Genomic DNA, 25,843 nt, shown 5'->3' with positions numbered 1-25,843 from the left:
CACCACCTCTACTGTTTGTAGAATTGTGTTTGCTTAATCAAAGCATCAATCTCTTGCATGCCAGGCATTTGCCCAATATCACCAATCTCCCAACTATCAAGTCGAGAAATTTCTAACAGCAACTTATCCAATTTGAGCAAAATCTCTTCATTTATATGTAAAGCGGTTTTAACAAACGACATATGTGCTTTATACACGGTTCTTTTTTCTTGAAAAAGCTCGGGAGACAACTGGCTCGTATTCTGTTTGGAGATACTTTGAAACTCCTCTTCATCGAACACATGGAGACGGTTTATCATACTCCGTATATTGTGAAAAAATAACTTCTCCACCTCTTGCGTCGTAGAAGCAAATTTCTGAAAGCTAAGTCCGCTCGGTTCAAACCTCTGGATGAGGACACTTCGTAATGTCTCTTGTTTTTTGCGCATTCGCTCCAGTTGGTGCAAGGCAAGCGCAATTTCCTGCGCTAGGGATTTCACACCTTTGCATTGTTTCAAAGCACCTTCCAAATCTTCAGGGCTCTTCATCTGTTTTGCAGGGAGTCGAACGGTAGGCTTCATGACTACACTATAAATGCCGAATAGCAGTACTAGGGTGCTTCCGAGCAAAATAGATACGGTGAGTGCCGTTTGCAACGCACTGTGTCCGATTCCTATCCCTAGCAATCCCGGTGAAAGCATGACAATATCAAACAAGGCGACCCCACTCGTTAGCACAAATAATTTTATTATTTTACTTGCAGCTTCCATCAAAGGGAATAACTCCTCTCTTCGCAAATTCAAATCTGAACCGAGCATGCTGATATTAGATTATATGCAGGACATATAGGACATATCTGCTTTCTGTTCTTCAATCGAAGTATTTCCTCCATACCAAAGTTGCGGAACGTAGATCCTCTATTTGTCTATAAAAGCTCAAAATCAGATAATTGCGGAACATGGTTCCCTTTAGCAGCACTATGATCCCCGTTAGAGCGCTCCCCCTTACTACGTGCCCAAAATAATCGGGGTTGTCCCTTAAGTCCTTCCACGAAGAGGGAACGAGGATGCTCTATTTGCGGGGAAAGAGGTGAAATCGTCATCCAAAGGGAACTACAGTATCTTATTTCTTTGAAAATCGTTATATCTCTCGAAATTTGACCAAATAGTGCCTTTACGTTCCACTTGTGTCTCGTTTCGTTCGATTTCGGCCAAATAAGGCATCTTCGTTCCCTTTCGAGTCCGTTTCACCGAGTTTAGCGAATTGGGGACAGATGGTAGCAAGCGAACTCATCAGGTGTATCATATAGCAATACTTGCCTCATATTTCTACAACCTCATGTGAAGACAGGTGAATGCAAAAACCCCTGACCGGCAGCGTATAAATACGCTTGCCAGTCAGGGGTGATCTCCACCACCATTTGATTACTATGATTATACTATACATGTAAAAATATGGATAGTAATGTTTTACACCCGAAACCGCCCAATCAACCCCTGCAGTTCCGCAGCCATGCTACTCAGCACCGTCGCGGAGGAGACGATCTCCTCCATGCTCGCGTACTGCCCCTCGATGTTGGCGGAGACGTTCTTCGCGCCCGCAGCCGTCTGCCCGGCCACCTCGTCGATGGCGCGAATTACGCCAACGGCGACGAGCGTCTTCTCGGAGATGACCTCCGAGCAGCTCGCCACTTCCTCGATCTGCCGAGCGACCTCGTCCATCGCCGAACGAATACGTCGGAACATCGCTCCCGCTTCGCCGACGACCTCAAGCCCCGTCTCCACCTCGCGGCTGCCCGCTTCAGTGGAGCGCATAACGTCCCTCGTTTCCTCCTGGATACTCGTCACGAGAGAAGCCACTTCCTCCGCCGCTGCGCCGGTCTGCATGGACAGCTTGCGGACTTCCTCCGCAACCACAGCAAACCCCTTGCCCGCGGCGCCTGCCCGTGCCGCTTCAATCGAAGCATTGAGCGCCAGCATATTCGTCTGCCGCGCAATACCAGCGATCATCGCGTTCGCGTTGACGATTTTCTCCGAACGGCCGCTTAATCGATCGACCGAGACAGCCAATTCATCCATCTTCCGATGGATAGCCTTCATTTGCAACATCGCAGTCTCAATCGCCACAGTTCCCTCCCCCGCCTCCTGCTGCGCAAACAAAGACTGCTTATTCGCCGTTTTCGTCACACTAGCAATCTGCGTAACCCCTGCTGACATTTCTTCCATGATGGCAACACCTTGATGTACACTGCCTACCTGTGCATCCGTGCCCTGTGAAATGATTTGAATTGTACCCGTGATCCGCTCCGATAACTCACTAACCTGATTGGAATTCGTACTAAGCTCTTCCGAAGCCGCAGCTACCTGTTCCGCACTATTACCTACTTGGCGAATCAAGCCCTGCAGATTGCCTTTCATCTGATTGAAAGCTGTCGCCAAATCACTCAACTCGTCGCGGCTTTTCACCCCGATATCGCCCATGGTTAAATCGCAATTCGCGATTCGCTCTGCCGCTCTCACCATCGTTCGTACTGGCTTAACAATCGAGCGCGATACGAAGATTCCCAAAGCTAGTGCGAAGACTAACGCCGCGCCACTCACCCATATCAGCGTCTGTATCGTCGATACAACGGTCTGATGATTCTGAGCAGAAGCATCTGCCTGGATGACCGCCTCTAGCTCTTCAATTTTAGCCGCCGCTTGCGTCAATGTTTCCGTTGTTGGAATTGCCCACTGCATGGCTTCCGCCTTGGCCAAGGACGTATCTCCTTTTTCTCCGTAAGCTACTACCTTTTGAACCAGCCTAGCAAAGGTTTGATTCGCCTCCAGCATGGCCCCAACTGCGGATTGTTCCTCCTCATTCCCATTATTATCCTTCATTTTGGTAATGATCGAAGTGAGCGTCGCATTCATATCCGTTAAACGCTTTTCCCTGTCTTTCGTCGGATCCAATACATACCCAAACAATAAGCTTGTTTGCATCTGTGTTTTTTCTTTAATTTCCGCAACTTCCTGGAGCAGTCTCACATTCGTGTCGAGCAGCTCCGTGTAGGAGTTGTCCACTTGTTTAATATACATGTAAGATAATCCACTCGTGATCCCAACGAGCAAAGAGACGAGAACAAAAGCCCCCACCAGCTTCGTTTGTAAAGAAATAAATAGGAGTCGCTTCTTCCAGTCAGGTCTGTTGTAATTTGTATTCATTGTTCTATTCCCCCCACTGATTCGTAAACGCTTACAACATACTCGAAGATAAAAGGCTGCCGATAATCTCGACAGCCTCTTAAGCTTACTTCGAATTCATATATTTCCGCATATCAAACGCTACCGCAGCAACGATGATCACACCTTTGATAATCAACTGCCAGTATGGGCTAATTCCGATAAACGTCAAACCGTAGTTGATAACACTGAAGATCAATACCCCTGCAAGAACACCTGGTACTGTACCGATACCACCTGAAGTTGATACACCGCCGACAACGCAAGCTGCGATCGCATCAAGCTCGTACATGTTACCGTAGTTATTCGTTGCTCCACCCGTTCTTGCTGCTTCCAAAACCCCTGCAAGTCCGTAAAGTGCACCTGCAATCGCATAGATATAGATCAAGTAACGATTTACGTTAATCCCAGAAACGACAGCCGCGTGAATGTTGCCGCCAATCGCGTACATATATTTGCCAAGCTTTGTTTTATTAAATACGATCCATACAATAACCGAAACGACAATCGCGAAAATAACGATATAAGGAATCGAGTAGGTAGCGCTGGAGCCAATGGATCCCGTTCCTAGACTACTGAAATCAGGACGAAGACCACCGATTGGTTGTGATTGGTTTGGCTTCATATCGAAGTACAAGGAGTTCGCACCGTATACAGCTACCATCGTTCCTAGTGTCGCAATAAATGGCGGGACTCGGAACTTAGCAACGACAATCCCATTAATTAATCCAACTACTAATCCCGCTACAACTGCAATCGCAATCGGAACAATCATTGGCAATTGCGGTAAGTCAGGGAAAAATCTTCTGCCATACTCTTCTGTTTGGAGCATAGATGCGGAGATTACCGCGGATAAACCAACAATTCGCCCTGCGGATAAATCCGTTCCGCCCGTGATCAGAATGAACGCTGCACCCAACGCAATAATAACACGAGTGGATGACTGCAATAAGATATCACGTAAGATACTTACGGATAAAAAGCGTGGATCATAAATCGCGATCCCAATAACTAGAACAACTAGTACGATGTAGATAGCGTATTTGGTAATGAACCCGCTAAGGTCTCTGGATTTCAATGTTTCTGTTTTTGTAGTCATGGTTCTAGGCCCCCTCCATTATGCCATATGCTGTGCAGCAAGGCGCATAATCTCTTCTTCTGTTGCTTTTTTTCCTTCTACAATGCCCGTAAGACGTCCCTCACACATAACCATAATTCGGTCTGACATCCCAAGAAGCTCGGGCATTTCAGAAGAGATCATGATAATACTTTTCCCCTGCTTCGCAAGGTCAGCAATGATGGAGTAAATCTCAAATTTCGCTCCTACGTCAATTCCCCGAGTCGGTTCATCGAGAAGAAGTACATCAGGTTCAGTCAACAGCCATCTGGCCAGCAAAACCTTTTGTTGATTACCACCGGACAAGTTCTTAATCAGCGCATGCATATTCGGCGTTTTCACGCGTAGCATTTCGATGCTTTGTTTAACTTCTGCTTTACGTTTCGCTTCTTGAATGAAGCCTAATGGATTCATGTATCGTCCCAAATTGGCAATGACCGTGTTCTCCAAAACCGATAACACTGGGAAAATACCTGTTACACGACGCTCTTCCGTCAGCAACGCTATCTTCTGCTTGATTGCATCCATCGGCGATTTCAGCTTCACAGGTTTCCCATGAATAGAGATGCTTCCTGAAGCAACGCCTCTCATCCCGAACAAGGATTCAATCAACTCAGTACGTTGTGCCCCAACAAGGCCGCCAACACCGAGAATCTCACCCTTTTTCAACTCAAAAGACACATTCTTGAACGATTTCGGAACAACCGAAGTTAGGTCCTCAACCTTCATCAATACGCCTTCTGGCACATTACTGCGCTCAGGGAAACGCTCTTTCAAATCACGTCCGACCATCTTCGAGATGATCATATCTGTGGTAAGCTCGGAAGATGCCCATGTACCAATTTTGGTACCATCACGCATAATCGTTACTTCGTCCGAAATCTCCAAAATCTCTTCCATTTTATGTGAAATATAGATGATCGAAACACCGCGGCTCTTCAGATCGCGAATGATGCGAAACAACTGCTCAACTTCGTTACCCGTAAGAGAGGAAGTCGGCTCATCCATAACAATGACTTTCGAATTGAAAGAAACAGCCTTGGCAATTTCAATGGATTGCACTTTGGATACCGATAAGGTACCAACCAGTGTATCCGGCTTAATATCCATTTGGAGTTGTTTGAACAAACTCTCTGTATCTGTACGCATTTTTTTGTGGTCCACTAATTTCAAAGGTCCGATACCTTTTAGCGGAAATCTGCCTAACCAAATGTTCTCCATCACATTACGATGTGGAATGGGGTGAAGCTCTTGGTGAATCATCGAAATACCATTCGCTAACGCATCTTTGGAGTTCGTAATTGAAGCGACTTCGCCATTAAGCTTAATTTCTCCACCATCGGGCTTATAAATGCCGAACAAGCATTTCATGAGCGTCGATTTCCCCGCACCGTTCTCTCCCATCAGCGCATGAACGCTTCCTGGACGAACTTTGAGGGTGACATTATCCAGCGCTTTGACGCCGGGGAACTCTTTGGAGATTTGATTCATTTCCAATAAATAGTCATGTACAGTCATGGTAACTCCCCCTACAGCTCACGATAATCCCCACAAAGTGAAGCCTTTATTCGAAGCTTATTTCTCTTTATCTTTGCACGGGTTTCCAAAAAAGGAAGGCAAAAGCGCGATTGCTACTCACATATCGCCTCTCTTGCCCATTCTCACAATTACTTCGCTTCGTTCATGTTAGCTTTTGTGATTTTTTTGTAGGAAATCCAAACATATTTACCATCAGTTACATCATAGCCAGTTGTTTCTTTGCTTGGTACAAGACCGTTAGCAAGAGCTGCTGCTACGCTAGTTGTTGCTGCACCTTGGTTTTTCGCATCGTTTAGAACTGTTCCAAGAAGCGTTCCATCGCTAAGTGCTTGTAGAGCTGGAGCTGTTGCATCTACACCAACAACTGGAAGGAATTTGTTGTCTTTGAAATAGCCTTTTGCTTTCAAAGCTTCGATTGCACCAAGCGCCATATCATCGTTGTTCGCAAGAACAGCTTCGATTTTGCTTTCGCTGGAAGCTAGGAATGCTGCCATTTTCTCTTGACCTTTAACACGGTCCCACATAGCTGTATCTTCTGCTACTTTTTCTACACCCATACCAGCATCTGTAATTGCTTGGATGGAGAACTTCGTACGAAGCTCAGCATCTTGGTGTCCTGGCTCGCCTTTAAGCATAACGTATTGAATTTTACCGTCTTTGTTTTTATCAGCTTCTGGGTGAGCTTTGAAGTAGTCAACCAATAGTTGGCCTTCCATTGTTCCGGATTGCTCAGCTTTAGCGCCTACGTAGTAAACTTTATCCCATTTCTTCATGTCGTCAGCAAGCGGCTCACGGTTCAAGAAGACAACTGGAATGTTCGCTGTTTTGGCTTTATCGATGATAACCCCAGCAGCTGTACGGTCAACCGCGTTGATCGCAAGTGCATTAACTTTTTTCGTGATGAAAAGGTCAACTTTATCGTTTTGTGTTGGTTGGGAGTTTTGGCTGTCTACGATATCAACAGTCGCTTTATCTTTCGCTGCATCGGAGATCGCTGCACGAACACCAGACATGAACGTATCGTCAAATTTATAGATCGCAACACCGATTGTTGGTTTTTTACCAGCTGCTGGAGCTGTCGTTGCCGCTGCACCTGTAGAAGCAGCTGGAGCTGTTGACGCTGCTGGAGTTTCTGTTTTATTTCCACAACCTGCAACGGTTGCCACTAATGCGCCTGCTACGGCAAGTGTAAGTAATTTTTTCAAGATAAGACCCTCCCTAAAAGGTATGTTGTTTGTTTACATTCCTTACTATAATGGTTCAAAGAGCATAAACAAATGCAATATCCTCATGTCTTCTATCGAAATTCTCATCACTTTCTATTACTTAATAAATGGAAATAGCAATTTTTGATTGTCTGACCAGAACATATTACTCAGATCAATCGCCTTAATCCCAGTCTCTACGCGCTTTGACACCGTTTTTCCTTCAATGGCATCTACCGCATTTTTCACGCCCAAGTAACCGATGCTAAACGGATTTTGAATAATCGTTGCTTGAATAACACCCTCTTGGAGCAGCTCTAGCTCCTCGGAGGTACTGTCAAACGTGATGATTTTCACCTTCTCTTGTAAATTCCGACTCTGAACCGCGCTGGCAACGCCGCTAGAAGAAATTTCATTCAAGGCTACAATCCCATCCAACTCTGGATGCTTGTCGATGATTTTATCTGTAAGCTGGGCAGCCAGTTCCCGATCCGTTAAACTGTATGCCTTGTCGATTACCTGAACTTCGGGATACTTCGCTATTTCGTCCAACAGCCCTTTTTCCCGCAGTTCCGTATTTCGCTCTCCTGGCTTAAAGCTCACGATCGCAATTTGCCCGCTCTTGCCGATCAGCTTTATCAATTGTTTCCCTGCTAATTGACCCGCTTCGTAATGATTCGCACCGATAAAGCTCTGCACGTGCTTCGTCTCGACCTCAGAGTCGATCGTAATAACTGGAATATGCGCCTTATCCGCTTCATCAACGACAGCAGACAGCTCAATATAATCATTAGCCGCCAAGACAATCGCATCTGGACTACTAGAAATGGACTGTTCCATGAGGGCAATCTGCCCCTTCACATCCGCTTCATCGCCTGGTGCTCGGAAGTCCAGTGCAACATCGAACTCCTTCGCCGCGACCTCTGCTCCCATCTTTACCGTTTTCCAATAGTCGCCTTCTTGACTACGTAGAACAACCTCCAGGTGCTTCTTCTGCTCCGTAGGCATGGTTTCGACACGCTCTGTGCAAGAAGACAACGAAAGCAAAGCGATAAGAACAGCAATCATCATGGGTTTCATTCTCATCGTCCTAACCCCCTTCCTCATCTAGTAAGGCTGGAATCGTAATCGTGACGATTGTTCCTTCCTCAAGCTCACTAGTAACATGGACTCCGTACTCCATGCCAAAATAAAGCTGAATCCGCTCATGCACATTTCGTAGTCCCACACCTGAGCCCTTTTCACTCTTCACCTGACCGGACATAATGCTCTTCAGTGTTTCCTCTGACATCCCGACCCCATTATCTCGAATCTCAAAGAGAATCTTCCCCCTATCCATCGTCACAATGAGCTCAATTAATCCTTCATCCACCATATACTCGATCCCGTGATAGAGCGCATTTTCCACAAAAGGCTGCAGAATCAGCTTGAGCGTTTTGTAGGGAAGCACCTCTTCCGAAACGCGGATCTCATATTCAAACTTGTCCTTATAACGCATCTTCTGGATAATCAAATAGTTGCGAATATGCTCGATCTCTTCCCCGATCGTAATAATATTTTTGCCTTTGCTGAGCGATATCCGGAAAAACTTCGACAGCGATGTGATCGTCGTCACAACCTCTTCCGTCCTCCCATTGCCAACCATCCGAACGACTGAATTGAGTGTATTGTATAAAAAATGCGGATTAATCTGCGATTGAAGAACCTCCAGTTCGTTCTTCCGCTTAATCTCCTGCTCCTCGATACTCTGATCCATCAGCTCGCGAACCCTGGATACCATCAGATTGAAGCGCCGCGACAGCTGCTCGACCTCATCGGCTCCACGCACATGAATATACGTGTCGAAATGCCCTTTCTCGACCATCTCCATCGACTTCTTCAGTCGTTTAATCGGCTGGGAAATACGCGCAGACATGAACGAGGAAATCAACAAAATAAATAACAGTACGATCACTAACAGCCAAATCATGAACGTCGAAATTTCCTTGCGCGTCGTCACCATTTCATCGAGATAGGAGACACCAATGATTTTCCATCCGATGTTATTGACCGTCCGCACAACATTTAACCGCGACTCGCCCTCGCTCACATCCATATATCGGCCATATGAAAATTTAAGTGCTTGCTCCACATTTTCATACTTCAGTCCAATATAAATAAGCTGCTGCTGCGGATGATACACAATGCTGCCTGCAGAATCGTCAATGATATAGACATAACCCTTCTTTCCAAGCGAAACGGTTCGAAACACATCGTCCAGCGTCTTGAAATTGATATCTACCAAAATAACGGCATCCACCATGCTCCCATTCTGCTCAATCGTGATCCCTTTGCTCATGGAAACCACCCACTTGTAGGGATCTTTAAATAGGTTTTGGATATGTGGTAAGGAAAAAGTAAGATGGTTCGGATTATCGAGGGCAGACCTAAACCACGGCTGCTCGAGCAGCCGTGTATTTTTGCGCATCTCTGTCGTTGGCACACCGGTGACCAATCCGCCATCCGCGGTAAATAGATGAATAGACACAATATCCTCACGCGTACTGGCAATCGTTTCTAGCTGTTCGAGCAGCTTGTCCGACGGAATACCGCGGCTTCTCGCAATTTTGGCATCCACGACTTCGAACGTATCTGACATCCCCTTGATATACTGCTCCAGGTTGAATTGAACCTGCTCAATCACCTGCGCTGTATTCAAAAAGGCGCTCTCCTCCGCTGTTTTAGCAAATTTATTATAGAGCACCAAGGAGACAATGAGCATGACCGTTACCGTAATAAGAATGAATGACATCGTTATCGTAAACTGAATACTTTTTACCCGCATCGTATCGAGCATTACGTTATATAAATTCTTCAGCAGCGTACTCACTCTGCGTTTCAAGCAATTCTCCCCCTTCTAGTTCCTACAGCCCTTTGGCGCTGTTATTACGATACTCCTTCGGGGAAACGCCAACGTTTTTGCGAAATGAGAAGCTGAAATAATTAGCATCCGCATAGCCCACCTTCTCAGCGATTGTAAGTAGCTTCATATCCGTAGAACGCAAGAGCTCTTTCGCTGCTTCCATCCGAATGTGGTTCAAATAGTTGACGAAGGTCATTTTGGTTTCTTTTTTGAAAATAGAGCTGAAATACCCCGCGCTGATGTGTAGATGCCCACACACCTTATTAATATTGATATCGCCCTCATGAAAGTGGCTCTTCGTATAATCTTTCGCCAGTTCCACGAGGTTTTTATACGTGTATTGACGATCCGTGGCAATATGACTCATCATGCTCGCGCAAAGCTCAGCCAACCAATGCTTCGCTTCCTCCAAGGAAGTGAATTTATTAATCTCTGTAAAAGGGATGAAACTCTCGCCAAATACTTCGTCGACATTCAGGTTCGAGTCCTTAGCCGCTTTCAGTATGCAGGTAAGAATTTCAAGCAAATAGATCTGATAATCCTTCACCGACACACCGGCCTCGATGCCCTGAAACAGCTCATCAATCGTCTCCCGGATCTCCTGCATCGTGCCTACTTTAATACAGCGGGTCAACGCATGTTCCTTTACATCGTCAAATCGAATCTTATCCACACTGCGCTTCTCCACATCATCAATGTAAATCATGCGATTGCTGCCCAGAATAAGTCGATAGTCGAGAGAAAGCACAGCATCTTCATACGAATAGCTGATCTTCGTGACGTCCTTCATCACACCGCCCACCCCAACAGTTAGGGTGAATTTCAAATATTTTTCCACACTCTGCCGAATTTCTTCCAGCACTCTCATCGTCTCCTGCAGCGCCGCTTCCTTGTCCCTAATCTCTCTCGCCGCTAACAATACAACCTGATCATCATGCATGAAAACGAGGCCGAGGCTGCGCTTGTTGGCGATTTCTTCGGTAATATTTAAGAGGGCGAAATACTTCAACGCCTGATCCTCCGAATATTTCAAGGATATCGACTTCGACAGTTCTTCCCGATTCTCCAAATCCTCTTCCGAAATAAAGACCCCATCAATGCTCAAAACGGCTACCACATAGCTATTTCCGCTAAGATCAATCCCATAGTTCGTTGCCTTCTCAAATACCTCGTCCCGGGGGAGCTTCCGATTCATTAATGTCGCTAAGAAATTCTCCTTCAGCACCGGCATACTCTTGCGGTAATGCTCCTTCAGCAGCTGCACATCCTCCCGATGCGCAACCTCTTCCTGCACTTGGGCTTTCACCTTCAGTAAAGCATTCACCAGCTCCTGTGCAGAAAATGGCTTTAGCACATATTCATCAATATGCAGCTTAATCGCCCGTTGGGCGTACTCAAATTCATCATGCCCTGTCAGGATGATGAGCTTAATCGTGGGAAAGCGCTCTCTAATTGCTTCAGCAAGCTGCAAGCCATTCATGAAAGGCATCTGAATATCCGTCACAACCACATCCGGCTGCAGACGCTCGACCATCTCCAGCGCTTCTTTCCCGTTCTCCGCCTTATCGACGACTTCAAAGTCAATCGCTTCCCAATTTATTTCACGGACGACACCTTCGCGCACATCCTCTTCGTCATCCACTAACAGCAGCTTGTACATGCCTGACCTCCCAGGACTCCCCATTTTAGAAGCAAATCTCATCGTATTTTCTCATTATCACCACCATTGTACTCACTGCCTATCGAATATACAAATAGAATTGATTATTGCCCAAGGAAACATACAAATAGAACCGATAGCTATCCGAGGAAACATTGGTAAAAATCCCCTATGGGATGTTAAACTAAGCGTGAAGCATATGTAAATCTTGACACCTCAATAAACCATGATCTAACCTTGTCACCACTTACATCATCTCATTAACACCCTTATTGTTCTGTTGTGTCATTTCATTCGTATCATTCATTATTTAGGAGGTTAATCATTTGAATATCGCACCTATTGAACGCATCGCTTCTCGCATCAAAGAAAACGTTGGTCACGTTATTATAGGAAAAAATGATACCGTCGAGCTCCTGGTCATCGCACTGATCGCATCCGGTCACGTTCTGCTCGAAGATGTGCCTGGCACAGGTAAAACCCAGCTGGCCAAAGCACTAGCCCGCTCCCTGGACGGCTCCATGAAGCGCATCCAGTTCACGCCCGACTTACTGCCATCCGATGTAAGCGGCATCAATTTCTTCAACCAGAAGCTGGGTGAATTCGAATTCCGCCCAGGCCCTCTTTTCGCTCACATCGTGCTTGCCGATGAGATTAACCGCGCGACGCCGCGCACCCAGTCCAGCTTGCTGGAGAGCATGGAGGAGCGCCAGGTCAGCATCGACGGGGAAACGCGCAAGCTGGAAGCGCCGTTCCTCGTCATTGCCACGCAGAACCCTGTCGAGAATCAGGGGACCTTTCCTCTGCCGGAAGCGCAGCTCGACCGCTTCCTGATGAAGCTGTCCCTCGGCTATCCGACGGCAGCCGAGCAGGTCTTGATCTTGCAGCGCTACCAGCAGCAAGATCCGCTGGATCAGCTGCTGCCGGTCGTGAGCCGTGCTGAGCTGCTCGAAGCGCAGCTGCTGTTCACGCAGGTGCGCGTCAGTGACGAGCTGCTGCACTACATCGTGCAGCTCGCGGAAGCGACGCGCACGCATGCGGATGCCGCGCTCGGCGTCAGCCCGCGCGGCGTGCGCGCCTTGATGAAGGCAGCGCAGGTGTATGCGGCGCTGCGCGGCCGCGAATACGTGCTGCCGGACGACGTCAAGGCGCTGGTGGCGCCCGTCTGGGCGCATCGCGTTCTGCTGCGCACGCGCTCGCGCCAGCAGGATCAGCAGGTGCTTGCGCTGCTGAAGAGCGTACTTGCCGCTACCCCCGTTCCTACGGAAGTGAAAATGGGGTAACGGACGGATGAGCATAAGCTGGATAGTCATTATCGCTGCCCTTCTGTTCTTCCTCCAGTTTCAGTTTTTCGCCCGCTGGGGGTTTCGCGGACTTCGCATTGAACGAACCTTTAATACGACACATTGCCATGTCGGCGATGACATTCTCATGATTGAAACCATCGTGAATCGTAAGCTTGCGCCGATTCCCTGGCTGCGCTTGGAGTCAACGATTCATGCGGGACTTCACTTCACACAAATGAACAATCTGGAAGTGAGCAGCGGCTCCCTTTTTCAAAATCATCGCAGTCTATTCAGCCTAATGCCCTATACCCGCATCGTGCGGCGCCATGGTGTGCATGCTGCGAAACGCGGTTGGTACAAGCTAGAAACTATTGCTGCAACGATGGGTGATTTCGTCGGTTTACAAGCAGCCTCTACCACGCACCGCATACATGTAGAGCTTCTAGTATACCCGCGCCTAGTAAATCGCGATGACATTCCGCTTCTGTCTAGCCGTTGGCAAGGCGATGTAACAGTCCAGCGCTGGATCATGCCTGATCCATTTCTCGTTTCCGGTGCAAGGGAATACCGCTATGGTGATACGATGAATAGCATTCATTGGAAAGCAACGGCGCGCAGCCAGCGGCTTCAGGTGTACAACCGTGAATTCACGGCTGATCCCCGATTACTTATCGTCGTTAACAGTCAGGTCACCGAAACAATGTGGGATGCCGTAACTGACCCTGAACTTGTCGAAAAAGCCCTCTCCTATGCGGCAACGTTAGCCGAACATGCCGTTAGCCGAGGTGTTCCAGTCGGTTTTGGCTATAACGGTTGGCTGCTGAATGAACCAGGTACTCCCGTGTACTGTGCGCCTGAAGGCGGCTGGGGGCAATTGGAGCATCTTTTTCAAACGATGGCGAAGCTCGCGATCTCTTGTGCTCGTTCCTGTGAAGATTTTCTCGATTATGGCATCGAGGTGGAAGGTGAGGCGCTGGATATCATCCTGTTGACCGCCTTTGTTTCTGAGGGGATGGCACGCAGCATCGAACGACTCGAAGCATCTGGACATTCCGTCTTCCTTGTCCCCTTGCATCATAATCTTCTTGATCTCAGCGATAAGGAGGTGACTTCATCCGATGCTCAAGCCCTTGCTTAATCGAACGAATTCTCCGCCTTCTCGTTTATCCTACCTTCTACTGGGATGCGGCCTTGCACTCTTATTTGGTATCGTCGAGCTGGCTATCTTTGCTCCGCTAGTTACGTTATCTCAAGTTTATGTATTCGATAGCGCGCTTGGTTTGACATGTATCCAACTACTGCTCAGCTTCGTGATCGGCGCCTACTTGGGACAGTTGAAATGGCTCTCTCGCAAAGGGTACGAGTTTCTTGTCTGTGTGGCCGCAGGTTATGGATTATCCTATGTATTTCAAATGGAACCCTTGCACGTTGCTTTATGTGCGGCAATTGGTGCACTACTCGTCTATCGGGGTATTCGGTATACCAAAGATGGATGGCTCTCCCTTTATACATCTGGCGTTTTCGTGATCTCTGGTGTCATGTACTTCATTGGTGTTCCCATTATGACCCGAGTAGAGCTTATGCATCCGTACAAAATAGCCTTGAACGGGCTCGGATTCGCTACCCTGATTCTCTTCTTCTTTATGACGAATCGCACGCAGCTTCTTGTCGCTACCTTAGCAGGGAATGATCGCGCTGCCGCTTCGTCGCTGTCGCAAACCGTGAAACGTTCCAGTCGCATTTGGTTAATCGGCTTTATTGCGGTTATCGCTGCCGTCGCTTACTTTCAGCAAATCAAGCAAGGCCTCATGCGCCTTCTCCATGGCTTCCTAGCTTGGCTGCTGGGATTGATGTCATCCGAAGCACCACCTGATGTTCCTGAGGCCAGCCCTTCAGCACCGCCTCCTTTGGGACTCCCGCCAGCTTCACCTCATGAACCAGGTTGGTTTGGGATTCTCATGCAATATCTTGTGCAAATTGTAGGCTATGTGTTGGTCATTGCACTCATCCTATGCTGCCTCTATCTGATCTTGATGAAGCTAGCACCAGCGCTTCTCTCCTTCATTCGGCGCTTTTGGAAGCGATCGCTGCGTCGGGAACAAGGAGATGCAACTGAGGGGTATACCGATGAGAAAGAAGCCCTTCTCGATTGGAGAGAGCTTCCTAATCTATGGTGGCGCAAAGCAAGCTCAAAACTGTGGCCTACGTCCGTTCGCGAGCTCTCTTGGTCTCAACTACCGAACAACCAAGAGCGTATCCGCTATCTGTACCGTGTGTTGATTGGACAAGCGAGCAAGAGCGGTTACGCCTTCAAACGCGCATTAACCCCTAACGAAACAGGCTGGGAGCTCACACATCAAACTCAACTTTCAGAAGCTTCTGTTCACGCCCTTACCAAGGCTTATAATCGGGTGCGATACGGTCGAGAGGCAGTCACAGACGAAGAGCTTACTCAGGTGCTCCAAACCCTTGATCCGATCATTCGGAATCAGTTGAAATGAGATAAGCCTACCCTAAACCACATTCCTTTAATTTCCAAATATTACAAAGAACAAGCTTCTTCCTAGGCTTATGAACAGGCTTTTTGAAAATTCCAGTCACATATTTTCAAAACTTCGCATATACATAATTGTTTGAATACATTCGATTGAGGTGGTTTTGAGATGTTAGCATTAAAAACCGGATCAGAAAAAGAAGAAGTGCTTCACACGCTTTACGAAATGGGCTTGGATCAAATCGCCAGATGGATCCTCGTATTACCTGAAGACAGGTGGGAAAGCATGTTTCTCTCGACATGGCCAACACTTGCCAAAAAATGCGGCTTTCACAGATAGCTGCTTTTACATACAAAGATAAGGGAACCAACTAATTAGAAAACGCTCTACACCTCGGGTGCAGAGCGTTATTTTTTTCCACAATAGAAAGTATAAGTTTTCGATTTGGCGATAAAACCATATATAGGGATCTTTGGTCGGAGACCAAAGTCTCTCCTCTTCATACGCGGTCGCTCATCTTTGAATGGCCTCGATAGAGGTTTTCTCACTTATTAGACGACCATCTTTTCAATTTAGGGATATTCCTTGTGAATAACCCTGTTAGAAATCGCGGAAACCCAAACTCAACTAATTTCCCTTTAACCAGTTCTCTCATCTGTTCAACCGTTAGATCAGGCGATGTGAACGCACCGTTTTGGTAGCAATGACTGCAATATACCTTACTCTTGATACCCGTTTTCTCCGTACCGCCGCCTTGCTCGTCCCGAGCGAGAGGCATCCCGCAGCTTTGACAGTTCTTATAGGTTACTTCCATGTTCGTTCGATCCCCTTACTGCTTTTCCTATAATCATACCAACTTAGCTTACAAAAGCAATAAAAAACTTTGGAAATCCTTGTCATACCAATGTTCAGTGGGCTCGTGCGCCTTATTTTAAAGGATTGTTCCTATATGAAAGAGAATCTAGTAGAGAACGATCTAATGATCAACTCGAAGGAGGATCACCCGTTTGAAGTCCGTCACTGTAAAAGATTTAGTTGAACGCTTTTCGCTCGAAATTCTCGCTGGCCATTCGGAACTCCACCGTCCTATTACCAAAACGAAGGCACACCGCCCTGGTTTGGAATTTGTCGGCTATTTTGAATATTTCCCACAAGCGCATGTGCAGCTATTAGGCCGCAAGGAAATCACCTACCTACATAAGCTCAGCGAAAATGAAAGAAATTTGCACATCGGTAATATTGTCAAATATCACCCGCCTTGTTTCGTCGTAACGAGAAACCAAGAAGGCTTGAAATACTTAAAGAAATACTGCGAAGAAGAGAAGATCCCTCTTCTCCGCACGAGTGCTCATACGAGCAAATTCCAGGACTTGGTTGATTTATTTTTGAGCAAATCGCTTGCTCAGGAGATCGCCGTCCACGGGGTCTGCGTCAATGTTTCAGGGATCGGCATCCTGCTGCGCGGGAAATCAGGTGTTGGCAAGAGCGAAACAGCTCACACGCTGATCCGCAGAGGGCATCGCCTAGTCGCCGATGATATCGTGGTGCTCAAGAAGATTAGCCCTGAAACGCTGCTCGGTACGCACAATGGTAAAACGAAGGAATTCCTCGCGCTGCGCAGTGTCGGACTCATCAACGTCTCACGGCTTTATGGCCGCAAAGCTTTTCAAGATGAAACACGCATCGTACTCGATATCGAGCTTACGAAGTGGCAGGAACATGCGCTGAACAATGATCTCGAACTAGAACCCACTTTCACCGAATATATGGACATTTCGATTCCCCATATTGAGATCCAGTTACAGCCCGGACGTGATGTAGCCGGTCTTATCGAAGCAGCCGCCAATAGCTGGTATCTGCGTCAACAGGGCTACAGTGCAGCAGAAGAATTCATGCAGCGCCTGCAATCCGACATAGACTAGTCTCGTCTCTTTTCGCTGTATAGATTTAGGTGTACCGTCCTAAAACCTCCCTTCGGCTCGAAAACTGTTAGCGGAGGTGTTTAGGATGCACAAAAAAATGAAAATAACGATTATTGCTATTACGATGGCTACCCTGATGCTCTGTGGTTGGACCGCTTATGCTGCAACGTCATCCAGCGTGACAACTTCAACAACCATCCAAGGTAAGCTAACGGCTCTGACGGCAGATACGATTACTTTACATACGGATACCGGTGATCAAACCGTACCTTTGGCTTCATCCGTCTGGGTGTATATGAATGACGAGAAGGCTCAGTTAAGTGATTTACAGACTGGGAATGAAATTGAAGTCATTCTGAATAACAAGAAACAGGCCGCTTATGTGAAGGGATCTTCAGAAACAGCGATCGCTTCTGAATCAGCTCAGTCCGTCTCTCCTGTTCCGAGCGAATCGCCTGTACCAGTATCTGTTCCTGTCCCTGATTTGGCAGCTCCCAGCTCAACTGTGGGGCCAACTTCCTCTCCTAAGGTGGAAAAAAATAAGCCAGAAGCTTCCCCACCTGGTAGCCGTTCTGACCTGAAGGATGTGGATGTTAGCGTAGATGGGCAGCATTTCAACTTCCATTTGAAACAATCCAAGGGAGCAAATGGCCCTCAGTTTGATCTGAGCATCCAGTCTCCGCATGCCGGCAGGATTCATCTCACGGGTGCTCAAGCCCAGGCTTGGATCTCCAAACTGCTAGGTTCCGTTGACCTCACCGCCCCCGGTGCTCGGCAAGCACTAAGTGAGCAGCTCGCCAAACAATACGATCTAGATGCTGGCAAGTTGAATGTTCATGTCAAAGAAAAAAATAACGATAAAGAAAAGAATGAGAAAAAGCGCGGTAACAGTGATAAGCATGACTAACTAGAAAAAAAATAAAGCCCTCGTCCTCCTTAACCGGATTTCGAGGGCTTTATTACTTATTTTTTCTTCTCTTTACCATGTCCATGCCCTTGTTCAGCTTGCTTTTGCTGTTCCTTGTCCTTCTTCGTTGATGATTCATTCGAGGAGGAGCTTTCCTTCTGAGGCAATTCTACACTCTTTGGAATGTCAAAAGGAACAACAGGTGCTTGAGCTAACGCACGACTCAGCATCTCACGAAATAATACAGCAGGCACTGCCCCACCCGAGGTTGTTAAATAATGCGTCGCATCCGTTCGGTCATAACCAACCCATACCGCTGCCGTCAACTCAGGCGTATAGCCAACGAACCAAGCATCCTTGGCACTTCCGCTGCCGATTCCCTCGAACTCCTTCGTACCGGGCAGCTGTGTCGTACCTGATTTCCCTGCTACGGGACGATTCATAGCCGCATTCTTCCCTGTCCCCTGCACTACTGCCGTCTGCAGCATCGACGTCATCATATTGGCCGTTTCAGCTCGCATTACGGACTGCCCCTTCCCTTTCGCTTGAACAAGCAGATGTCCGTCATTGGTCTCAATTTTGGCGATCAGATGTGCAGGGTTTAAGACGCCCTTTGCTGCAAAGGCACTAAAGGCCTGCGCCATCTGCAGCGGAGATACCCCCTCGGAAAGCCCGCCAAGCGCAATACCCAGTTGCCTGTCTTGTGCTGGTAGACTTATCCCCAATGACTTCGCAAACTTCAAGCCATTATCGATGCCTATCTCATGTAAAAGCCAAACTGCAGGTATATTCCAGGATGAAGTAATGGCCTCTTGCATCGATACTTGCCCCCTCGATTGGTGATCCCAATCTTGCGGCTGATAGCCTTCGATATTCAGCGGTCCATCAAACAGCATGGTTGAAGGCTTGTAGCCTAACTCCAGAGCAGGGCCATACACAGCGACTGGCTTAAAAGCGGATCCTGGCTGTCTCCTTAACTGAGTGGCACGGCTGAAGCCCCGGAATACCCCCTCCCCGCGTCCACCAGCTAACGCTCTAACCCCTCCTGATTTCTGATCGACGACAGCAGCACCGCTCTGTATAAGCTGATCTGGCTTGCTTTCTGGGAACAGACTATCATTGTGAAACACATCTATAACTGCTTTCTGTACCGTAGGGTCAAGCTCTGTGGTGATACGCAAACCGCCTGTTAGTAATTGTTCTTCCGTAAACCCGTAGAGGGTTACAGCCTCGTCAATCACAGCATCCACATAAGCCCGATTTCTCCCTTTTGCCTCATCCATATTGACCGTCTTCACGGCTCCAAGTGCTGAAGCAGCTGCTTTATCGTAATCCTGCCCAGATATTTTACCTTCCTTCTGCATCAGCTTAAGGACCGTATTCCTTCTTTCCAGCGCTTGCTCTTCATTTTGAAAAGGGGAGTAATGGCTTGGAGCCTTCGGCAATGCCGCCAACACCGCTGCTTCTGGCAGGGTAATGTCAGTCACATTTTTATTAAAATACGTTTTAGCTGCCCCCTGCACACCCCAACTGCCTTCACCAAAATATATCTTGTTCAGATACATTTCCAGAATGTCATTCTTACTGTAGCTAGTCTCTATTCTGATCGCATAAGCCGCTTCACGCAATTTACGACCGACTGTTTTATCCGAAGTAAGAAATAGATTACGAGCTAACTGCTGCGTAATCGTACTGGCACCCTCGGAATAACTTCCTTTCAGCACATCACGGGCTACAGCACGGAAGATGGACTTCACGTCTACGCCCTTATGCTCATAGAACCGTCGATCTTCTACAGCGACAATCGCATCTACAAGCACCTGTGGGATTTCCTTAAAGGTCACAGCATTAATCTTTGATGCAGATAGCTGCGACGCTATTTGTCCATTCTTATCGAGCACGACGGATGCCTCTGGAAGCGGCTGATTCAACAGAGATACATCAAGTCCTTTTATGTAAAAATAGCTCATGAACACCACGCCCACACTCACGACTAGGACTACGCCAACAGCAACTTGCCAAAAGCGTCGAGGTACTGCCTTCCATAATTTAAACATAACCATGCCTCCTAACGTACCTCATAGCTATTCGTATGGCACCTCTAATAAGTGTCGTATATACGCAAAAAGTCACAAAAAAGCCTTCAACCCACAAAGATAGGGTGAAGGCTTATCACATTAAGCAATCGACGTCGGCGCTCCAAAAACACTCGTATATCCGCTAATCCCACTCAGAATTCGTTCCATTTCCACCTTGCTCATCGTTCCATAGCGCTCTACGGCATCCACGATTTTGGGAAATAAATGCACATCCCCCGCACTCGCAAATCCACATACACTTGGAAACGACAACACGAAGTGCACACAAGCATCGATAATCTCCTGCTGATCAAAAGGCTCATACCACGTCGCATACGGACGCTCCGCCCCTTCTATCCAAGGTGCCTTCGCAATCGCTTTGATCACCCGAATAGCCGTCTGTTGCTTGTTCGCTTCCGCCATCAAAGCATCTACAGCCTCCCGATATTCCGGTAAGCTATACATATAATAATTTAGAGGGAAGAGTATGGTGGCAAAAGGGAACCTCCTGAGCGCTTCCAAATGAACCGCCGGCGCCTGATGCCCGTGACCTGTGATCCCGATTTCCTTCACAATACCCTCGCTTTGCGCTTCTAATACCGCTTCTAGCGATCCGCCCTTTGCCGTGCAGCGATCTAATTCCTCCATCGATCCCACCGCATGCAGTTGCAGCAGGTCGACGGTATCTACCTTCATCCTCTCCAAAGAGCGATAGATTTCTTCCTTTGCTTCCTTTTTCGTTCTTTGCCCTGTTTTGGTAGCTAAAAAAATATCATTCCGCACCAGGCTAATCGTCGGGCCCATTCGTATCTCAGCATCTCCATAGCTCGCCGCTGTATCAAAATGATCAATACCATGTGCCAGTGCGAAAGCGATCGAGGCATCTGCCTCCTCCTGTGTGACCTGACCTAGACTAGCTGCACCAAACATCAACACAGAGGTTTCCTTATTCAATCGACCTAATGTTCTCTTCAACATCGTTAGATTTGCTCCCTTCTGTAATCGAGTATGTATATCTTTATTTACAAATCTAATCGTATTAAAACCTCAGTCCGCAGATATCTGTTTCACTTGCTTCCTCAGATTGAGCTGTAACACACCGGCTGCTAACAGCAACGCACACCCTGTTAATAAAAATACGGAATGTATTCCAACCAGACCGCCAAGGAATCCGCCGATTAAAGGACCGATCATCATCCCTAATTGATTCGACGTTTGGTTAAGACTCATCGCTCTCCCCCGGAAGTCAGCATCGGAAGCTTTCACAATAAGCGCGCTCAGGGCCGGATAGACCGCAGCGAAAAACAATCCATAACTGAACCGAAGCACACCGAAACCGATTAGACTATGTACCGCTAATTGCAGCAAATTCCCAATACCCCCGCCGATTAAGCCAATAAGCAGCGTTTTATCATAACCGATTCGCTGCCCGATAATGCCCCATCTAGATCCCATGATGACAGTCGCCACACCTGCAGCGGAGAAAATAATACCCGAGCTCAATGATGCCCCCTTGGCGCTTCCGCCGATTTGAACAACATAAATCGTTAAAAGCGGTTCCAAAATCATCACCGAAGTTGCTACTAATAAGGTTAAGCCAAAAATGGATAATAACCGCTTATTAGCGGTCGCTTGCCTGATGTCCTGAAGCACACTTGGGCGTGCGCCCGCTTTCTTGTGATGTACTTCCTTCACCCCAACTACGGCGATCACAGCAGAAATGAGTACGACAAATCCAGATGCCAAGAAACATTCTCTTGTCCCTACCCAGTGGCTGAGCATGCCCCCGAACAACGGGCCTAGGATGCTCCCAGCTGCCGTCGCCGTTGACATGACACTTAAGGCATAACCAACATGCTTCTCCGGTGTGTTCGTACTGACTAACGCCATCGATGCGGGGATATAGCCCGCCATAAGTCCCTGTAGAACACGAACAACAATAAACGTATAAGGATCATTTACGAAATAGTTAAGAAAATAGACTGCGCTTAAGCTTAGCCCTGAACGAAGCAGCATCGGCTTCCTGCCATATTTGTCAGCTAGAGAGCCCCAAAAAGGTGCGATAACTGCACTTGCGAGAAAGCTCACAGAGAACGTGATACCCGACCATGCCTCTAAACCACTATGTATACCCAAGTCTTCTTGTAAAAATATAGGGATAAACGGGATCGAGAGTGTGTACGCCATCGCGCAAAAGAATGCCCCAATCCATAAAATAAATAGATTCCGTCTCCAGCGTAGTTCCATGTTGCAGCCCTCCTCCTTGTCTACTATACACCAACAGAAACTTGAATCCCAGTTATTAGTAAATGCCGATGCACAAAAAAAAGCATAGACACAATCAGCATGAAGCTGACAGTCTATGCTTTCTTTCTTGATCGGGACGACACGATTTGAACATGCGACCCCCTGCTCCCAAAGCAGGTGCTCTACCAAGCTGAGCTACGTCCCGATACGATTTTGATAAAAATGGCGCGCCCTGAGAGATTCGAACTCCCGACCTTTTGATTCGTAGTCAAATACTCTATCCAGCTGAGCTAAGGGCGCTTACTAAAATGGAGCGGAAGACGGGGATCGAACCCGCGACCCTCGCCTTGGCAAGGCGATGCTCTACCGCTGAGCCACTTCCGCATAGGGATCCCCAAGCCGTAAGATACGACTTGGGGATGTTTGATGCGCGTAGAGGGACTTGAACCCCCACGGTCACCCGCTAGATCCTAAGTCTAGTGCGTCTGCCAATTCCGCCATACGCGCATGCTGTAAATAAGGCAAATGGTGAGTCATGTAGGATTCGAACCTACGACACCCTGATTAAAAGTCAGGTGCTCTACCAACTGAGCTAATGACTCAAATCATTGGTTGCGGGGGCAGGATTTGAACCTGCGGCCTTCGGGTTATGAGCCCGACGAGCTACCGGGCTGCTCCACCCCGCGTCATAGATCAAGCTCCCGTAAGGGAAACTGCTTGGCAACGTTCTACTCTCCCAGAACCCTGCGGTTCAAGTACCATCGACGCTGGAAGGCTTAACGGTCGTGTTCGAGATGGGAACGCGTGGATCCCTTCCGCCATCATCACCAAACAGTCAAAGCGTTTGTTTGCGCCTTGAAAACTAGATACGAAACTTCAACGTAAAGTACTATACTCAGGAATTTTGGTTAAGCCCTCGACCGATTAGTATTCGTCAGCTGCATACGTTGCCGCACTTCCACCTCGAACCTATCAACCTCGTCGTCTACAAGGGGTCTTACATACTGGGAAATCTCATCTTGAGGGGGGCTTCGCGCTTAGATGCTTTCAGCGCTTATCCCCTCCGTACATAGCTACCCAGCGATGCCTCTGGCGAGACAACTGGTACACCAGCGGTACGTCCATCCCGGTCCTCTCGTACTAAGGACAGCTCCTCTCAAATTTCCTACGCCCGCGACAGATAGGGACCGAACTGTCTCACGACGTTCTGAACCCAGCTCGCGTACCGCTTTAATGGGCGAACAGCCCAACCCTTGGGACCTACTTCAGCCCCAGGATGCGATGAGCCGACATCGAGGTGCCAAACCTCCCCGTCGATGTGGACTCTTGGGGGAGATAAGCCTGTTATCCCCAGGGTAGCTTTTATCCGTTGAGCGATGGCCCTTCCATTCGGTACCACCGGATCACTAAGTCCGACTTTCGTCCCTGCTCGACTTGTAGGTCTCGCAGTCAAGCTCCCTTATGCCTTTGCACTCTGCGAATGATTTCCAACCATTCTGAGGGAACCTTTAAACGCCTCCGTTACATTTTAGGAGGCGACCGCCCCAGTCAAACTGCCCACCTGACACTGTCCCCATACCGGATCACGGTACTAGGTTAGAACTCCGATACGATCAGGGTGGTATCCCAACGGCGCCTCCACCCAAGCTGGCGCTCAGGCTTCAAAGGCTCCCACCTATCCTGTACAGATCGTACCAAAGTCCAATATCAAGCTGCAGTAAAGCTCCATGGGGTCTTTCCGTCTTGTCGCGGGTAACCTGCATCTTCACAGGTATTAAAATTTCACCGGATCTCTCGTTGAGACAGCGCCCAAGTCGTTACGCCATTCGTGCGGGTCAGAATTTACCTGACAAGGAATTTCGCTACCTTAGGACCGTTATAGTTACGGCCGCCGTTTACTGGGGCTTCAATTCATAGCTTCGGGTTGCCCCTAACCACTCCTCTTAACCTTCCAGCACCGGGCAGGCGTCAGCCCGTATACTTCGCCTTGCGGCTTCGCACAGACCTGTGTTTTTGCTAAACAGTCGCTTGGGCCTTTTCACTGCGGCCCCCTCGGGCTATTCACCCTACCGAGGCACCCCTTCTCCCGAAGTTACGGGGTCATTTTGCCGAGTTCCTTAACGAGAGTTCTTCCGCGCGCCTTAGAATTCTCTTCTCACCCACCTGTGTCGGTTTGCGGTACGGGCACCTTCGCCTGGCTAGAAGCTTTTCTTGGCAGTGTGAACTCATGACCTTCGGTACTTAAATTTCCCTCCCCATCACAGCCCAGCCTTACGATGTGCGGATTTGCCTACACATCAGCCTCACTGCTTGGACGAGCATCCATCAGCTCGCGTCACTATCCTTCTGCGTCACTCCATTGCTCATAACGGCTACGGTGGTACAGGAATTTCCACCTGTTGTCCATCGACTACGCCTTTCGGCCTCGCCTTAGGTCCCGACTTACCCTGAGCGGACGAGCCTTCCTCAGGAACCCTTAGGTTTTCGGCGGATCAGATTCTCACTGATCTTTTCGTTACTTATACCGGCATTCTCACTTGTATGCGCTCCACCTGTCCTTACGGTCAGAATTCAACGTACATACAACGCTCCCCTACCCATGCACATACGTGCAAGCCATAGCTTCGGTGGCGTGTTTAGCCCCGTTACATTTTCGGCGCAGAGTCACTCGACCAGTGAGCTATTACGCACTCTTTCAATGGTGGCTGCTTCTAAGCCAACATCCTGGTTGTCTGTGCAACTCCACATCCTTTCCCACTTAACACACACTTGGGGACCTTAGCTGATGGTCTGGGCTGTTTCCCTTTTGACAATGGATCTTAGCACTCACTGTCTGACTCCCGGATTTAAGTTTGTGGCATTCAGAGTTTGACTGGACTTGGTAACCCTTGGCGGGCCCCGCACCCAATCAGTGCTTTACCTCCACAACTCAACATCCGAGGCTAGCCCTAAAGCTATTTCGGGGAGAACCAGCTATCTCCGAGTTCGATTGGAATTTCTCCGCTACCCCCACCTCATCCCCGAATTTTTCAACATTCGTGGGTTCGGGCCTCCAGTGAGTGTTACCTCACCTTCACCCTGGACAGGGGTAGATCACACGGTTTCGGGTCTACGTCCACGTACTAAAGCGCCCTATTCAGACTCGCTTTCGCTGCGGCTCCGTCTTTTCAACTTAACCTCGCACGGGAACGTAACTCGCCGGTTCATTCTACAAAAGGCACGCCATCACCCATATAGAGGGCTCTGACTTTTTGTAAGCACACGGTTTCAGGTTCTTTTTCACTC

18 protein-coding genes, 6 tRNA genes and 2 rRNA genes (1 of these 26 running past the window's edge) are annotated in these 25,843 nt (G+C 48.1%); 6 read left to right on the top strand and 20 right to left on the bottom strand.

Going from position 1 to position 25,843, the window contains the following annotated elements; all coding sequences use genetic code 11:
- Positions 1-8 precede the first annotated feature (8 nt).
- The 8 genes from ACSQ8P_RS03970 to ACSQ8P_RS03935 form a co-directional block, all read right to left on the bottom strand.
- On the bottom strand, positions 9-749 hold the full coding sequence (locus ACSQ8P_RS03970) for a hypothetical protein (protein WP_436233989.1): 741 nt from the start codon (positions 747-749) through the stop codon (positions 9-11).
- A 699-nt stretch (positions 750-1,448) separates the two neighbouring features.
- Positions 1,449-3,182, bottom strand: coding sequence for a methyl-accepting chemotaxis protein (locus tag ACSQ8P_RS03965; protein ID WP_436233988.1), 1,734 nt, complete (start codon positions 3,180-3,182; stop codon positions 1,449-1,451).
- Between the two features lie 85 nt (positions 3,183-3,267).
- A complete protein-coding gene (gene mglC / locus ACSQ8P_RS03960; protein WP_436233987.1) occupies positions 3,268-4,299 on the bottom strand; it encodes a galactose/methyl galactoside ABC transporter permease MglC in 1,032 nt (343 codons plus the stop codon).
- Between the two features lie 18 nt (positions 4,300-4,317).
- Positions 4,318-5,835, bottom strand: coding sequence for a sugar ABC transporter ATP-binding protein (locus ACSQ8P_RS03955; RefSeq protein WP_436233986.1), 1,518 nt, complete (start codon positions 5,833-5,835; stop codon positions 4,318-4,320).
- A 149-nt stretch (positions 5,836-5,984) separates the two neighbouring features.
- Positions 5,985-7,061 carry a galactose ABC transporter substrate-binding protein gene (locus ACSQ8P_RS03950; RefSeq protein WP_436233985.1) on the bottom strand — a complete coding sequence of 359 codons (1,077 nt, stop codon included), beginning with the start codon at positions 7,059-7,061 and terminating at the stop codon, positions 5,985-5,987.
- Between the two features lie 117 nt (positions 7,062-7,178).
- On the bottom strand, positions 7,179-8,147 hold the full coding sequence (locus tag ACSQ8P_RS03945) for a substrate-binding domain-containing protein (protein ID WP_436233984.1): 969 nt from the start codon (positions 8,145-8,147) through the stop codon (positions 7,179-7,181).
- 4 nt (positions 8,148-8,151) lie between these two features.
- Complete coding sequence (locus tag ACSQ8P_RS03940; RefSeq protein WP_436239450.1) at positions 8,152-9,897, bottom strand: histidine kinase; 1,746 nt, start codon at positions 9,895-9,897, stop codon at positions 8,152-8,154.
- Positions 9,898-9,964: 67 nt separating this feature from the next.
- A complete protein-coding gene (locus ACSQ8P_RS03935) occupies positions 9,965-11,623 on the bottom strand; it encodes a response regulator (protein WP_436233983.1) in 1,659 nt (552 codons plus the stop codon).
- A 326-nt stretch (positions 11,624-11,949) separates the two neighbouring features.
- Between ACSQ8P_RS03935 and ACSQ8P_RS03930 the strand changes: the two genes are divergently transcribed.
- The 4 genes from ACSQ8P_RS03930 (at position 11,950) to ACSQ8P_RS03915 (ending at position 15,743) form a co-directional block, all read left to right on the top strand.
- Positions 11,950-12,906, top strand: a complete 957-nt coding sequence (locus ACSQ8P_RS03930; RefSeq protein WP_436233982.1) for an AAA family ATPase — start codon at positions 11,950-11,952, stop codon at positions 12,904-12,906.
- Positions 12,907-12,913: 7 nt separating this feature from the next.
- Positions 12,914-14,047 (top strand): DUF58 domain-containing protein, encoded by a 1,134-nt coding sequence (locus ACSQ8P_RS03925; protein WP_436233981.1) that lies wholly within the window; start codon positions 12,914-12,916, stop codon positions 14,045-14,047.
- On the top strand, positions 14,028-15,410 hold the full coding sequence (locus tag ACSQ8P_RS03920) for a DUF4129 domain-containing protein (protein WP_436233980.1): 1,383 nt from the start codon (positions 14,028-14,030) through the stop codon (positions 15,408-15,410). Before ACSQ8P_RS03925 ends, ACSQ8P_RS03920 begins: the two co-directional genes overlap by 20 nt.
- Before the next feature lie 162 nt (positions 15,411-15,572).
- On the top strand, positions 15,573-15,743 hold the full coding sequence (locus ACSQ8P_RS03915; protein ID WP_155993910.1) for a hypothetical protein: 171 nt from the start codon (positions 15,573-15,575) through the stop codon (positions 15,741-15,743).
- 205 nt (positions 15,744-15,948) lie between these two features.
- Here the strand turns inward: ACSQ8P_RS03915 and ACSQ8P_RS03910 are convergent, their stop codons facing one another.
- The gene (locus tag ACSQ8P_RS03910; RefSeq protein WP_436233979.1) at positions 15,949-16,218 is read right to left on the bottom strand and encodes a zinc ribbon domain-containing protein; all 270 of its coding nucleotides are present in this window, start codon (positions 16,216-16,218) and stop codon (positions 15,949-15,951) included.
- Positions 16,219-16,411: 193 nt separating this feature from the next.
- Here ACSQ8P_RS03910 and hprK point away from each other — a divergent pair, with 193 nt between their 5' ends.
- Positions 16,412-17,326, top strand: coding sequence for an HPr(Ser) kinase/phosphatase (gene hprK, locus ACSQ8P_RS03905; RefSeq protein WP_436233978.1), 915 nt, complete (start codon positions 16,412-16,414; stop codon positions 17,324-17,326).
- 85 nt (positions 17,327-17,411) lie between these two features.
- A complete protein-coding gene (locus ACSQ8P_RS03900) occupies positions 17,412-18,233 on the top strand; it encodes a hypothetical protein (RefSeq protein ID WP_436233977.1) in 822 nt (273 codons plus the stop codon).
- A 56-nt stretch (positions 18,234-18,289) separates the two neighbouring features.
- Here ACSQ8P_RS03900 and ACSQ8P_RS03895 read toward each other — a convergent pair whose 3' ends face one another.
- From ACSQ8P_RS03895 to ACSQ8P_RS03845, 11 genes are all read right to left on the bottom strand, one after another.
- Positions 18,290-20,290 carry a transglycosylase domain-containing protein gene (locus ACSQ8P_RS03895; protein ID WP_436233976.1) on the bottom strand — a complete coding sequence of 667 codons (2,001 nt, stop codon included), beginning with the start codon at positions 20,288-20,290 and terminating at the stop codon, positions 18,290-18,292.
- Between the two features lie 120 nt (positions 20,291-20,410).
- Entirely contained in the window at positions 20,411-21,289 is an 879-nt protein-coding gene (locus tag ACSQ8P_RS03890) for an aldo/keto reductase (protein ID WP_436233975.1), read from the bottom strand.
- A gap of 69 nt (positions 21,290-21,358) precedes the next feature.
- Positions 21,359-22,558 (bottom strand): MFS transporter, encoded by a 1,200-nt coding sequence (locus tag ACSQ8P_RS03885; protein WP_436233974.1) that lies wholly within the window; start codon positions 22,556-22,558, stop codon positions 21,359-21,361.
- Positions 22,559-22,689: 131 nt separating this feature from the next.
- A tRNA-Pro gene (locus ACSQ8P_RS03880) sits at positions 22,690-22,763 on the bottom strand.
- Positions 22,764-22,781: 18 nt separating this feature from the next.
- A tRNA-Arg gene (locus ACSQ8P_RS03875) sits at positions 22,782-22,858 on the bottom strand.
- Positions 22,859-22,867: 9 nt separating this feature from the next.
- A tRNA-Gly gene (locus ACSQ8P_RS03870) sits at positions 22,868-22,942 on the bottom strand.
- A 43-nt stretch (positions 22,943-22,985) separates the two neighbouring features.
- Positions 22,986-23,065, bottom strand: a tRNA-Leu gene (locus tag ACSQ8P_RS03865).
- A gap of 19 nt (positions 23,066-23,084) precedes the next feature.
- Positions 23,085-23,160 (bottom strand) — tRNA-Lys (locus ACSQ8P_RS03860).
- Between the two features lie 7 nt (positions 23,161-23,167).
- Positions 23,168-23,244, bottom strand: a tRNA-Met gene (locus ACSQ8P_RS03855).
- 29 nt (positions 23,245-23,273) lie between these two features.
- Positions 23,274-23,390 (bottom strand): 5S ribosomal RNA (gene rrf, locus ACSQ8P_RS03850).
- Positions 23,391-23,462: 72 nt separating this feature from the next.
- Positions 23,463-25,843: ribosomal RNA gene (locus ACSQ8P_RS03845) — 23S ribosomal RNA — on the bottom strand; it runs 534 nt beyond the window's last position.

The organism is Paenibacillus sp. LjRoot153 (assembly GCF_964253085.1).
Classification (GTDB): Bacteria; Bacillota; Bacilli; order Paenibacillales; family NBRC-103111; genus Paenibacillus_E.
This window is presented reverse-complemented; position numbering and strand designations above follow the sequence as displayed.